Origin of the sequence: Lacinutrix venerupis, assembly GCF_003663945.1 — a bacterium.
GTDB classification, from domain to species: Bacteria; Bacteroidota; Bacteroidia; order Flavobacteriales; family Flavobacteriaceae; genus Lacinutrix; species Lacinutrix venerupis.
Genome location: NZ_RCCH01000003.1, coordinates 1 through 15,107, shown reverse-complemented (window position 1 = coordinate 15,107; position 15,107 = coordinate 1). Strand labels below are relative to the sequence as shown.

At 34.1% G+C, this 15,107-nt stretch carries 5 protein-coding genes; all 5 read left to right on the top strand.

Features of this window, described 5'->3' with window-relative positions; all coding sequences use genetic code 11:
• Positions 1–34: 34 nt before the first annotated feature.
• Positions 35–5,617, top strand: coding sequence for an alpha-2-macroglobulin family protein (locus CLV86_RS04800; protein WP_121050282.1), 5,583 nt, complete (start codon positions 35–37; stop codon positions 5,615–5,617).
• Between the two features lie 153 nt (positions 5,618–5,770).
• Complete coding sequence (locus CLV86_RS04795) at positions 5,771–6,634, top strand: SH3 domain-containing protein (protein ID WP_121050279.1); 864 nt, start codon at positions 5,771–5,773, stop codon at positions 6,632–6,634.
• Between the two features lie 34 nt (positions 6,635–6,668).
• Entirely contained in the window at positions 6,669–6,986 is a 318-nt protein-coding gene (locus CLV86_RS04790; RefSeq protein ID WP_121050276.1) for an antibiotic biosynthesis monooxygenase family protein, read from the top strand.
• A gap of 2 nt (positions 6,987–6,988) precedes the next feature.
• Positions 6,989–9,340 (top strand): penicillin-binding protein 1C, encoded by a 2,352-nt coding sequence (gene pbpC / locus CLV86_RS04785; protein ID WP_121050273.1) that lies wholly within the window; start codon positions 6,989–6,991, stop codon positions 9,338–9,340.
• A 158-nt stretch (positions 9,341–9,498) separates the two neighbouring features.
• On the top strand, positions 9,499–15,107 hold a 5,609-nt coding region (locus CLV86_RS04780; protein WP_121050270.1), incomplete at its 3' end, for a choice-of-anchor L domain-containing protein.

Sequence of the window (15,107 nt, the reverse complement as noted above, 5' to 3'; positions counted from 1 at the left end):
TTATCACTGTAATTCACTTTTTAAACCAGCAACTATGCAAATAAAATCATTTTTTGCCTTGATTCTCTGTATCTTCTTGGCACAGTCTTGTAAGAAAAAATCAACCGAAACCGATAACCTTTTTAAGTTTAGAGACTATATTAGCTATACTACTTCTGGACGTGTTTCTACCTCTAGTAATATTCAAATTAGTTTAGCTAAAGAAGTCGAAGGTTGGGAAATAGATAATATAATTGAAGACGATTTAATTAGCATTACACCTCACGTTTCTGGAAATTTAATTGTTGCCAACAAACATGCGCTAACCTTTACACCAAATGAAGCTTTAGAAAGTGACACAGAATATGCTGTTACTGTAAAATTAAAAGAAATATATCCAGATATCCCATCGGAATTTTCAAACTATACATTTCAATTTAAAACCATAACACCAAACTTTAACATTGTTACTAACGAGTTACAATCGTATAGCAAAGAATGGCAATATTTATTAGGTGTAGTAAAATCTGCAGATAATATTACAATAGATCAAGCAAAACAATTAGTTGAGGCTTCGCAAAGCGGAAAAGATTTAAAAATTGAATGGAATGAAAATAGATTACCATCTAGACAATTTGAATTTAAAATAGATAGTATAAACCGAAAAATTGAAGATAGCAAAATACTCGTAAAATGGAACGGAAAAGCCATTAAAGCAGATAATTCTGGTGAAAACACGGTTGTAATTCCTGGAAAAAACAATTTTACTATTACAAAAATTGATGTTGTACAAAACCCAGAGCAATACCTTTCTATAAATTTTTCCGATCCTATTAAAAAACAACAAAATTTTGATGGATTGGTAACCATTCAAAATACCAAAAATTCAAAATACGTGGTCGATGGTAATGTTTTAAAAGCATACCCAGATTCTAAAATCACAGGAAACGTACAGGTTGATGTATTTCAAGGTATTAAAAACACCGAAGGCTATAAACTTAAAAAACCATTTTCTGAAACCATTTCTTTCGAAGAAGTAAAACCTCAAGTTCGTTTAGTAAACAGTGGTGTTATTCTTCCTAATTCTCAAGAATTAAAATTCAATTTTGAAGCCGTAAATCTTAAAAAAGTAGACTTAAAAATTATAAAAATATATCAAGATAATATACTTCAGTTTTTGCAAGACAATAATCTTCAAGGAGGTAATGATAATAGTATTAGACAAGTAGGAAGACGCATTGCAAAGCAAACCATTACCTTAGTAAACGATGGTATTGAAAATGACGGAAAATGGAAAACCTACAGTGCAGATTTATCTAAATTTTTAACTGTAGATTCAGGTGCTATTTATCGTGTAGAAGTAAGTTTTAAGAAAGAATATTCCTTGTACGATTGTTCTGTAAATAGAAATATTACAAATTCTGAAAACAACGATGATTATTATGAAGATGAGTACTACGAAGACGATTATTACTACGACGAATACAGCGAAAGTACAACCGAAGATGAAGACCGCAGAGAAGAAGAATACTGGGATAATGTAACGTACAGATACAGAAATTACAACTACAATTGGAGAGAACGCGACAACCCATGTCATGACGCGTACTACAACCAAGATCGTGAAATTTCACAAAATTTATTAGCATCAAACCTTGGCGTTATTGTAAAAAAAGGAGCAAATAACAACTACTATTTTGCAGTTACAAATATCTTAAATACTAATGTTGAAGCTGCAGCAAAAATAACGCTTTACAACTACCAACAACAGGAAATTTCTAGCACTAGAACAGACCAAGAAGGTTTAGCTAAAATAGAAACCAACAATCACGCTTCTTTTGCAATTGTAAGTAAAGGCAAAAATAAAACTTATATAAAGTTACGAGATGGACAAGCACTATCACTAAGTAAATTCGATGTTTCTGGAAACCATTTACAACGTGGCTTAAAAGGTTATATTTATGGAGAACGTGGCGTTTGGCGACCTGGAGATTCACTACATCTTACTTTTATTTTAGACGATAATGGTAATAAATTACCAAAAGGTCATCCAATAAAAATGGAAGTTACAGATCCTAATGGAAAATTAGCCTACAAAAAAATTACAAGCGAAAACATAAATAATTTTTACACGTTTACAGTACCTACTTCAACCGAAAACAAAACAGGAAACTGGAATGCAAAAGTTAGTGTTGGTGGTGCTACGTTTTACAAAGGTTTAAAAGTAGAAACAGTAAAACCAAACCGCTTAAAAATTAAAGTCGATTTTAAAAATGAAGTGCTTTCCGGTAGCGAAGCCTTAAACGGAACACTAAATGTAAACTGGTTACATGGAGCACCTGCAAAAAATGTAAAAACTGAAATTAAAGCGAAATTCAGTAATGCATATGCTCCTTTTAAAAATTTTAAAGACTATACGTTTAGAGATCCTTCACGCTCGTTTTCTCAAGAAGAACTAAACGTTTTTGAAGGCAATGTAAACGAAGAAGGTTTTACCGAAATTAAAAACAAACTAAGCGTTGGGCAAAATGCTCCTGGTATGTTAAACGTACAATTTTTAGTACGTGCTTTCGAAAATGGTGGCGATTTTTCTATGGATGCTTTTACAAAACAATATGCACCTTACAAATCGTTTGTTGGATTACGTTCGCCTAAAGGAAGAGCTTATGGCTCGTTTTTTACAGACGAAAATCAATCCTTTGATATTGTAGTTGTAGACGACCAAGGCAATCCTATAAAAAGAAAGGGATTAGAGGTAAAAGTTTATAAAGTTGAATGGCGTTGGTGGTGGAATTCATCTTACGATAATTTATCAAAATACACCTCAAGTTCTTTTCATAAACCATATATGAATAGTAAAATTAATACTGATGCTAATGGTAAAGCCAGCTTCAATATTAATGTTCCTGAAAAAGATGGCGGACGCTATTTAATTCGTGTTTACGATCCTAAAAGTGGTCACGCAACCGGTCGCACAGCATACTTCTATAAAAATTGGTGGAAAAAGCAACCAACAGGCGATAAAGAGGCAGCAAAAATGTTAGTTTTCTCAGCAGATAAAGAAAATTATAATGTTGGTGAAACTGCTAAAATTACGTTTCCGTCAGGAACCGAAGGTCGCGCTTTAATTTCTATAGAAAATGGTACAGAAGTTATAGAACATAAATGGTTAAAAACAAAAGCAGGTGAAACGGTTGTAGATATTCCTATTACTAAAGCAATGGCGCCAAATGTGTTTGTAAACATTTCATTATTACAACCGCATGCTACAACTGCTAACGACTTACCGTTACGTCTTTATGGAGTTATTCCAATTTTAGTTGAAGACCCAAACACCAAATTAGAACCTGAAATTAGAATGCCTAGCGTTTTAAAACCAGAAGAAGAATTTACTGTTATTGTTTCAGAAAAAAACAACAAACCTATGACGTATACTGTGGCAATGGTTGAAGAAGGTTTATTAGATTTAACACGATTTAAAACACCTAATGCGTGGTCTTCATTTTATGCTCGCGAAGCTTTAGGTGTAAAAACTTGGGATATTTTTGATGATGTTGTTGGAGCGTACTCTGGCAGTATCGATCAAATATTTGCTATTGGTGGAGACGGAAGTGCTGCCGAAGGAAAAAACAAAAAAGCAAACCGTTTTAAACCTGTTGTTAAAGTTTTAGGTCCGTTTACATTAGAACCTGGCGGAAGAACAGAACACAAAATTAAAATGCCTAATTATATTGGTGCTGTACGAACAATGGTTATTGCCGGAAACACAGAGACTGAAGCTTATGGAAGCACAGACAAATCTGTTGAAGTTAAAAAACCTTTAATGGTTTTAGCAACGCTACCTAGAAAACTAAGTCCTGGTGAAAAAGTTACACTTCCTGTTACTGTTTTTGCTATGGAACCAAAGGTTAAAAATGTAGATATTAAATTAAAATTAAGCAACGGCATTTCTGTTGTTGGTGAGCAATCTAAAAGATTATCTTTTGCAAAACCAGACGAGCAAATGGCTTATTTTGAGTTAGACGTTAGCAAAGCAAATGGTATAAATACTGTAGAGGTTATTGCGAGTGGAAATGGCGAAAAATCGACTTACAAAGTAGAACTTGATGTTGAGAATGTGAATCCGATAACCTCTAAAGCGCTCGATCAAACGTTAGAAAAATCGGCTTCAGCTAGTCTCGATTTTACAACTTTTGGTGTTGAAGGTTCTAATAGTGCAATGATTGAATTTTCAACAATGCCACCAATGGATTTCTCTCGAAGACTGCAATATCTTGTACAATATCCTCATGGTTGTGTAGAGCAAACGACGTCAGGAGTGTTTCCGCAGTTATATTTAAATGAAATTTTTGATATTCCGTTAAAGAAAAAACAAGAAATTCAATCTAATATAGAAAATGGCATTAAGCGTCTTGGAAATTTCCAAAGACCAAATGGAGGCATGAGTTATTGGATGGGAGAAAACACTGCTAATGATTGGGGAACCAGTTACGCAGGTCATTTTATGCTTGAAGCCGAAAAACTAGGATTCGTATTACCATTAACCTTTAAAAGTAATTGGATTAAATATCAAAAAGAAGCAGCAAGAAGCTGGAGACCAAGCTACAAAATATACAATAGTGATTTAGCACAAGCATACAGATTGTACACTTTAGCCTTAGCAGGAAGTCCAGATTTAGGTGCTATGAACAGGCTTAAAGAGTTTAGCGAAATTTCTAACGAAGCAAAATGGAGATTGGCTGCCGCTTATGCCTTAGCAGGACAAAACGAGGCTAGTAACGCCATTTCTAAAACTGCAAATATAGAATTTAAAGCACCTAAATATAATTATTACACTTACGGTTCTATAGATAGAAATCGTGCAATGGCATTAGAAACTATGGTACTTACCAAAGATTCTAGAATGCAAGAATTAGCAAAAACATTGGCAAAAGAGTTGTCAAGCAACCGCTGGATGAGTACACAAACAACAGCTTACAGCTTATTAGCAATGGCTAAAATGGTTAAAGCAACCGGTGGAAAATCTCTTGATTTACAATACACCATTAATGGTAAAACCGAAACTATAAATACCAAAAGTGCAATCGCACAACGCGAGTTAAAAGTAATAAACGGAAACAATAAATTAAGCTTTAAAAACAAACAAGGCAATGTGGTTTACATTCGTGTATTAAATTCTGGAAAATTACCTTTAGGCGAAGAGTTAACCGAACAAAGAGGTTTAAGCACTAGTGTTGTTTATAAAGATTTAAAAGGAAATACAATAGATATAACAAACTTAAAACAAGGTCAAGATTTTGTGGCAACTGTTACCGTATCTAACCTTAAAAACGAACGTGTTACAGATGTTGCTTTAACACAAATATTTCCTTCTGGTTGGGAAATTGTAAATACGCGTTTTACTGCCTTTGGAAGTAATACCACAAGCCAAGCACGATTTACAGATATTCGAGACGATCGTGTAAACTTTTATTTCGATTTAAATAAAAAAGGAAAATACGGTACAAATACCTTTAATGTTATGCTTAACGCATCATACTTAGGTACCTATTATTTACCAGGTGTTCAAGCGGAAGCCATGTACGATAATGAGTTTTTAGTACGCACAAAAGGACAATGGGTAACCGTAGAAAAATAACAAATTCCTGCGCAAGCAGGAATCTAAAAAACAAAAAAAAACCACTATGATTTGAAATTGAAGACAATAAAGGACGCTTTATTAAACCGCTTTCAGGTGATAACAAACCAACTAAAATGTTTAACTGTCATATTAATTTAAAAACAAAACATTATGAAAACGACAAAACATTTTATCACAGCAATTGTATTATTATTTGTAACACTTGGCTACAGTCAAGACTATGCTTACGTAACAGCAGACAGCGGTTTAACGGTTAGAGAGCTTCCGGATATTGGTGCTTCTAAACTAGGGAAATTAATGTATAACGAAGCTGTTGAGGTTGTAGAAAAAACAGATAAAAAACTGGTAATTCTAGACCAAGGCAAAAAAGTTGAAGGCGAATGGGTAAAAATAAAAATGAATGGCTATCAAGATTTAAAAGGCTATGTTTTTAATGGTTTTTTATCTGAAAATAAAATGGCTAAAATTGTGAATATTAAACTCACCGAAGCAGATATTCATATTAAAAATTTAGCTATTTATAACGACGACGAATTGCAAGATTTAACAACAAAAAACAATCTTAACATAGATATACATGTTAAAAATACTCCTGGTAAAAAAACCATTGAAGTTAAAAATAACAATTATAAAAGTGTAAAAATTTTACAGCGCTATCAAAACACAATAAATATCTTAGATGAAGATTCTCTTTGCGATTTAAGTGAGTGGAAACAATTTCAATCGGACTGGAAACCAATTAAAAAAATAAACAAAACAAGGTTCGAAACATTAACTTACACCGAAGCAGACACAAAACAATTTGTGCCTTTTACCATTGAAGATTTAAAAACTATTGTTGCAGAAAAATGTGGAGAAAGCTGGATGAAAAACATCGAAAATATAAGTAATACCCATCAGTTTCCTATTAGCGTGTCAACAAATCAAGTATTTTTAAAATTTGTATTAACAGGTTTCGACGATAATATTACTGAAAAAACAGTAACATTTACAGTACCAAAACACGAAAATTAATTAAAAAAGATTTCCGCTTTCTCGGAAACTAAAGATGAAAAACTTTAAACCATACTACGCAGTGATTTTTACTTCTACTAGAACTGAAGGCGACAACGGTTACAGTGAAATGGCAGAATTAATGGAAACTTTAGCTAAAACACAAACTGGTTTTATTAGCATAGATTCTGCAAGAAACAAGGTAGGAATCACTGTTAGTTATTGGGAAAACTTAGAAGCAATACAACTCTGGAAACAACAAACAGATCATGTAATTGCACAACAAAAAGGGATTAAAGATTGGTACTCTTGGTACAATGTAAAAATTTGTAAAGTGGAGCGTGAATACACTTTCAAGCGCATGCAAGAATAAAAATGAATAAAGCATTTGCCTACATAAAAAAGCACAAAATCAAGTCGGTAATTATCGTTATACTTTTGCTTGTCTATTACTTTTGTTTACCAAAGCAACTCTTTAAAGATCCAACAGCAACGGTAATTACAAGTAGCAACAACACATTATTAGGCGCACAAATTGCCAAAGATGGCCAATGGCGATTTCCTAAAAACGATAGTGTGCCAGAAAAATTTAAAACCTGTATTATTAATTTTGAAGATGAGTATTTCTACAAACATCCTGGTTTTAATCCTGTTTCAATATTTAAAGCACTAAAACAAAACATTAATTCTGGAGCAATAAAACGAGGCGGAAGCACATTAACTCAACAAGTTATTCGCTTATCACGAAAAGGACAATCGCGAACTTATTTAGAAAAAATTAAAGAAATTATTCTTGCTACACGTTTAGAAATTCGCGAAAGCAAAGATGAGATTTTAGCATACTATTCTAGCTACGCTCCTTTTGGAGGCAATGTAGTTGGCGTTGATGCTGCATCTTGGCGCTATTTTAATAGAAATCCGCACGAATTATCGTGGGCAGAAAGTGCAACTTTAGCTGTTTTACCTAATGCACCAAGCTTAATTTATCCTGGGAAAAATCAAGAGAGATTATTAAAAAAAAGAAACAGATTATTACAAAAACTCCTTCAAAATAAAATAATAGATTCTCTAACTTATAATTTGTCTATTGCAGAAGGTTTACCTCAAAAACCGTATCCATTACCGCAAATCGCACCACATTTACTTCAAAAAATAGTAAAATCTAATTCTGGAGAACGCATAAAAACAACAATAAATTACAAACTACAGCAACAAGCAAATAATGTGGTTCACAACCATTATAACTTATTAAAACAAAATGAAATTCATAATATTTCAGTTCTAGTTTTAGATGTAAAAACACGCCAAGTATTAACTTACATTGGTAATGCACCAACAGATAAAAAAAACCAGAAAGATGTGGATGTTATTACTAAACCCAGAAGTACAGGTAGTATTTTAAAACCATTTCTTTATGCCGCCATGCTAGATGCAGGTGATTTATTACCAAACACTCTTGTGGCAGATGTTCCTACTCAATTTGGAAGTTATGTGCCAGAAAACTACAATAAAGAATTTGATGGTGCAGTTCCTGCAAGCCGCGCATTGTCGCGCTCTTTAAACGTTCCCGCAGTAAGAATGCTTAAAGATTTTGGGTTAGATAGATTTCATCATTATTTAAAAGATTTAAAACTGAAAGACATAAAATACAATGCAAACCACTACGGTTTATCTTTAATTCTTGGTGGTGCCGAAAGTAATTTGTGGGATTTGTGTAAAAGCTACGCTAGTTTTTCTTCAACTTTAAATCATTTTAACGAAACATCAAGCGAATATTTTTCAAATGAATTTTGTGAACCTACTTTTTTAGCTTCGGAAAATATGGACTTCGGAAAAAAATCTACAGAAAAAACATTATTTGACGCTGCATCAATTTACCTTACTTACGAAAGTTTAAAGCAAGTAAACAGGCCTGAAGGTGACGAAAATTGGGAGTTTTTTGATGATTCAAAACAAATAGCATGGAAAACAGGAACCAGTTTTGGTTTTCGAGACGCTTGGGCAATTGGCACTACAAAAGATTATGTGGTTGGTGTTTGGGTTGGTAATGCAGATGGCGAAGGACGACCTGGTTTAGTTGGCGTAGAAGCTGCTGCTCCCATCTTGTTTGATGTTTTCGATTTGTTACCAAATAGCGAATGGTTTGCCAAACCTTTTGATGAAATGACAGAAATAAATATATGTAAACAAAGTGGTTATAGAGCCGGACAATATTGCGAACACAGCTTAAAAACATTTGTTCAAAATAGCGGACTTAAAACCAAACCATGTCCGTACCATAAATTAATTCACTTAGACAATTCTAAAAGCTATCAAGTAAACACTTCATGCGAAACAATAAACAACATAAAAAACACCTCATGGTTTGTGCTTCCTCCTTTAATGGAATATTATTATAGGAGTAAAAATCCATTTTACAAAACACTTCCTCGATTTAGAAATGATTGTATTGCTATAGAAGATGAAAAAATGCAATTTATATACCCAAAAAACAATGCAAAAATTTTCCTTCCTAAGGATTTTAACGAAGAAACTAACGAGCTCATTTTAAAGATTGCACATTCAAAAAAAATGAGCACTGTTTATTGGTATATTGACAATAAATACATAGGAAAAACCACTGAAATTCACGATATTGCAATCAAGCCTTTAGAAGGTAAACACACCATTACCGCCATAGATCAAGTTGGCAATGAATCCCGAATAAACTTAGAGATTAGTCAATAATTTTAGAATAATATTGAATACTTGAAAATTTTAGTTCATAATGTATCACTTCATCGAAAAAGAATGCATTACGTCTATCTGTAACAAGATATGTAATAAATTAGCATATATTTAACAATCAATTCTTGTTTTAATAACATACTAACACTGATCATATAATGAAAAAGATTACTTTATTGTTGATTTTACTTTTAATAAGTTTATCAATAAATGCTCAAACTTATTTAACCGAAAATTTTGACACAGAAATTCCAGCATCTTGGACTATAGATGATGGTGGTGATGCCACTGGAGATTCCTGGATTTCTGGACAACAAGGATTTGCAAACAACAGCCTTGATGGTACAAATGCTGCTATTGTAGATAGTGATGCAAATGGAAATGGTACACTGTTATTCGAAACATTAACCTCTCCAACTTTTGATACAACAGGAGCCACTGCTATTTTTTTAGATTTCACTCAATACTTTAATAATGGTAGTACAGATACTGCCACTGTAGAAGTTTGGGATGGTAGTGCTTGGGTTGCTGTTTTAACACAATCGGCAGATGCTGGTACTTTTGCAACACCAGATGAACAACACATTGATCTTACAGCATATTCTAACAGTGCAATGCAAGTTCGTTTTGTGTATGATGACAACAATATTTGGGCTTGGTATTGGTTAATTGATAATGTTATTATTTACAATGCTACTTGTCCTAATCCAGATAACTTAACTCTTATTAATACAACTGCAACAGAAGCAAATTTTTCTTGGACAGCAGGAGGAACTGAAACGGCTTGGGAAGTTGCTGTGCAGCCTCAAGGAACAGGTTTTCCTACCGGATCTGGCACTGCAACATCAACAAACAATCCATATTTAGCATCAGGTTTAACACCAGCTACAAATTATGAAGCTTTTGTAAGAGCAGATTGTGGTGGTGGTGATTACAGTATTTGGATTGGTCCAATAAATTTCACAACAGAATGTACAACTTTTATAGCACCATATACAGAAGGTTTCGATAACGGAGGTGCAATACCTTTATGTTGGTCGATGGATGGAGGTCAAGATTGGTTCTTTGATGATGCTCCAGGTTTTAACCACATTGGAGACAATGGAACAATAACTGGTAATACAGCTACAAACGGATATTTTGCATGGGCAGATTCTTCAGGAGATCTTGGTGCAAGAACATTAACTACTCCTTTAGTAGATGTTTCTGGACTAACAACTCCAGCTATTACATTTTATGAAATTAGTGATAATGAAGGAAATGATAATTCACAACTAGATGTAGAAGTTTGGGATGGAGCCGCTTGGAATTTAATGGCAACATATAACACAAACACAAGTGGTTGGGAACAACGTACAATTAACATTAGTACTCTTAATATTACTGGAGATGTACAAGCAAGATTTATTTTTTCTGAAGTTATTACGCCATTAGATTTTTATGATGATATTGCAATAGATGATGTTACTTTTGATGAATTACCATCATGTGTTAACCCATCAAACTTAGCTGTAGACGCTACAGCAGCAACTACTGCAACATTATCATGGGTTTCTAACGGTACAGAAACAGCTTGGGAAGTAGCAATACAAGCTCCTGGAACAGGAATTCCTACTGGAGCTGGAGATGCTGCAACAACTAATCCATATACAGCAACAGCATTAACACCAGCAACAACATACGAATATTATGTTAGAGCAGATTGTGGTGGAGGTGATTTTAGTGATTGGATTGGACCATTAACTTTTGATACAGAATGTACAACATTTGTAGCTCCTTACACAGAAGGATTTGAAAACGGAGGAGTTATTCCATTATGTTGGACAATGGATGGTGGAGAAGACTGGCTCTTTGATGATGATCCTGGTTTTAACCACATTGGAGATAATGGTACAATTACTGGAACAACTGCAACAAATAATTATTTTGCATGGGTAGATTCTTCTGGATCTAGTGCTCCAGCAACATTAACCACTCCTTTTGTAGATGTATCTGGCTTAACTACTCCAGCATTATCATTTTACGAAATAAGTGATAATGAAGGAAATGATAATTCTCAATTAGATGTAGAGGTTTGGGATGGTGCCGCTTGGAATTTAATGGGCACATATAATACAAACACAAGCGGTTGGGAAGAAAAAATAATAAATTTAAGTACACTTACAATTACAGGAGATGTTCAAGCACGATTCATTTTTTCTGAAGTTATTACACCAACCGATTTTTATGATGATATCGCAATTGATGATGTTACTTTCGATGAGTTACCAACATGCGCTAACCCATCTAACTTAGCTGTTGACAGTACAACTGATACTACAGCTACATTATCTTGGGTTTCTAATGGTATTGAAACAGCATGGGAAGTTGTTGTTCAAGCTCCTGGAACAGGAACTCCTACTGGAGCCGGAGATGCTGCAACAACTAATCCATATACAACAACAGGTTTAACAGCTATTACAGACTACGAATATTATATAAGAGCAGACTGTGGAACAGAATTTAGTGACTGGATTGGTCCATTTACATTTACAACAGAATGCGCAACATTTACTGCTCCTTATACAGAAGGTTTTGAAAACGCTGGTACTATTCCAGATTGTTGGACAATGTTTGGTGGTGAAAACTGGGAATTTGCTGATAATGGTGGATTCGATCATATAGGTAATAACGGTACTATAACTGGAACAACCGCAACAAATGGTTATTTTGCTTGGGTAGATTCTTCTGGATCTGATGCTCCAGCAACATTAGTGTCTCCTCTTATAGATGTAACTGCTTTAACAGCACCAGCTCTATCTTTTTATCTATTAAGTGATAATGAAGGAAATGCTAATTCTCAATTAGACGTTGAAGTTTGGGATGGAGCAGCATGGAATCCTGTTGCAACATACAATACAAATACCAATGGCTGGGAATATATTATAATTAATATTAGCACATTAACAATTACAGGAGATATACAAGTTCAATTTATATTCTCTGAAGTTATAAATCCTACAGATTTCTATGATGATATTGCGATTGATGATGTAACAATAGACGAGTTACCTCCTTGTTTATTCCCTAACAATATAACAACAGCTAATATAACAGAAACATCTGTAGACATTTCATGGTTACCAGGTGCAGGAGAAACGGCATGGGAATATGTTGTACAACCTGTTGGAACAGGAATACCAACAGCTAACGGTACAGCTACAACAAGTACAACCGTTACAGAAAATGGACTTACAGCTGGAACAACATACGAAATTTATATAAGATCAGATTGTAGTGCTTCTGGTGATGGATTTAGCGATTGGACAGGTCCTATAACTTTTTCAACATTACCTGCTAATGATGAATGTGATGGAGCAATAATGTTTACAGCAAATGCTGATGGAAACTGTACAAACTTTACAAGTGGTTCTTTATATGGAGCTACACAGTCGACACAAGCAAATCCTTGTAATGGAACACCAAATGATGATGTTTGGTTCTCTTTTGTTGCCGTATCTACAGATCATGCAATTAACTTAAGTAACATTGTAGGTTCTACAACATTTTTATCTCATGGAGTATATGAAGGTACCGATTGTAACAACTTAACCAATATAAGCTGTAGTACAGCAAACGAAAATATAGTTAATGGCCTTACTGTTGGTAATACATATTATATTAGAGTATTCTCTAATGGCTCAACACCAACAACAACAACTTTCGACTTATGTGTATTTACAGTTCCACCTCCAATTTATGTAACATTATCAGACAATGTTAATGGAGATAACGATGATAATGATGATATTTATTCTGTACAAGGTTTAGTTGAAGATGTATTAGTAAACTCTCCATGTTCTACAATATCAAATATTACCTCTTCTACAGGAACAGATTTTGGTTCAGATAATGGAATTGGTTATTTTGAAGCTAATGGATCTGGATTCCCTTTTGAAAGTGGAATTGTAATGACAACAGGTAATGCTGCAAATGCACCAGGACCAGAAACAGGTAATTTAAGTGATGGTGATTTTAACTGGCCAGGTGATACCGACTTAGAAGCAGAGATAATGGAAGGAACAACTAACAATGCCTCAATTATTGAGTTTGACTTTGTTCCATTTATAGAAGACATGTCTTTTGAATTTATTTTTGCTGCCGAAGAGTATGGAACTTTCCAATGTGGATTCTCAGATGCGTTTGCTTTCTTATTAACAGATACTGTAACAGGTACTACTACCAACCTTGCAGTAGTACCAGGAACAACAACACCAGTTTCTGTATTTACAATTAGAGATAATACCTACAACGCAAGTTGCCCTTCAGCTAACGAGACATTATTTGATGCTTACTATGGAGCAGGTGGCTTACCACCAATCTCTAACCCAACTAACTTTATTGGTAGAACAGTACCGTTAGTAGCACAATCTACAGTAGTACCAAATAGAACTTACCATATTAAATTAGTTATTGCCGACGATGGAGATACTGCTTACGACTCAGCAGTATTCCTAAAAGCTTCTAGTTTTGAAATTGGTGAAGTAGACTTAGGAGAAGATATTCTTCTAGCAAACGGAAACGCAAATTGTGAAGGTGAAAGTGTAACTTTAGATATTGGAGTACCTGTTGGTGATAATGCAACTATTACTTGGTACACAATTGATGAATTTATGATTCAAGAGCCTATTATAAATGAAACTACTGGGCTTCCTGAAGATGGATTAACACTAGAAGTTACAGAAACTAACACTTATCAAGTAGAAATAGTTTTAAACCAGAATGCTTCTTGTTTTGTTATAGATAATATTATTGTAGAATTCTTCCCAAGTCCTGAGTCACCAGATTCGTTACCAGACGTTCTTGGTTGTGACACAGATAATACAGGTCAGGCTTTCTTTGATATTACCGAAAACGAAGCATCAATTATTGGTACTCAAACCGATGTATCCGTAACTTATTACGAAACTCAAGCCGATGCTGAAGCTGAAACAAATGCAATAGCTAACCCAACAGCTTACCAAAGCACTCCTCCAACTATAATTTATTATAGAATAGAGAATGATACCACTGGTTGTTTTAAGGTTGGTACTTTTAACTTAGCATTAGCACCAAAACCTGTTCTTGTTCAAGCTGAAGACATTCTTGGTTGTGATGATGACGAAGATGGTATTTCTAATTACGATTTAACCTCTAACGAAGCAGTAATAATTAATAACCAAACAGGATTCAACTTCTCGTATCATACTAATTTAGCAGATGCTGAAGCAAGTACAAATGCTATTACTAACCCATCTGATTTTGATGGAGGAGCTCAAACTATATATGTAAGAGTAGAAGATGCTTCAAGCGGTTGTTTTGAAACAACAACGTTTAATTTAGCATTTGGCATATCACCAGTAACAACTTTTGATTCTGCTATTAACTACGAAGTATGCCCTAACGCTACAGTTCCAATCACTGTAACAGCAATAGCAGATAATTATTCGGAATCTGAAGTAACAATTACTTGGTATAATGAAGGTGTATTAGTTTCTGGACAAACAGATTTAACTATAGATAATGTATTAACATCTGGAACATATACAATTGAAGTAATGTTTAACGAAACAGGTTGTACAGCAAGCGAAGATATTTTTGTAGATGAACTAGAATCATGTATAATTCCACAAGGTATTTCACCAAACGGAGACCAGAAGAATGACACGTTTGATTTAAGTAGTTTCGATGTTCAAAGCTTAACTATATTTAATAGAAATGGAGTAAAAGTTTACGAGAAGACGAATTA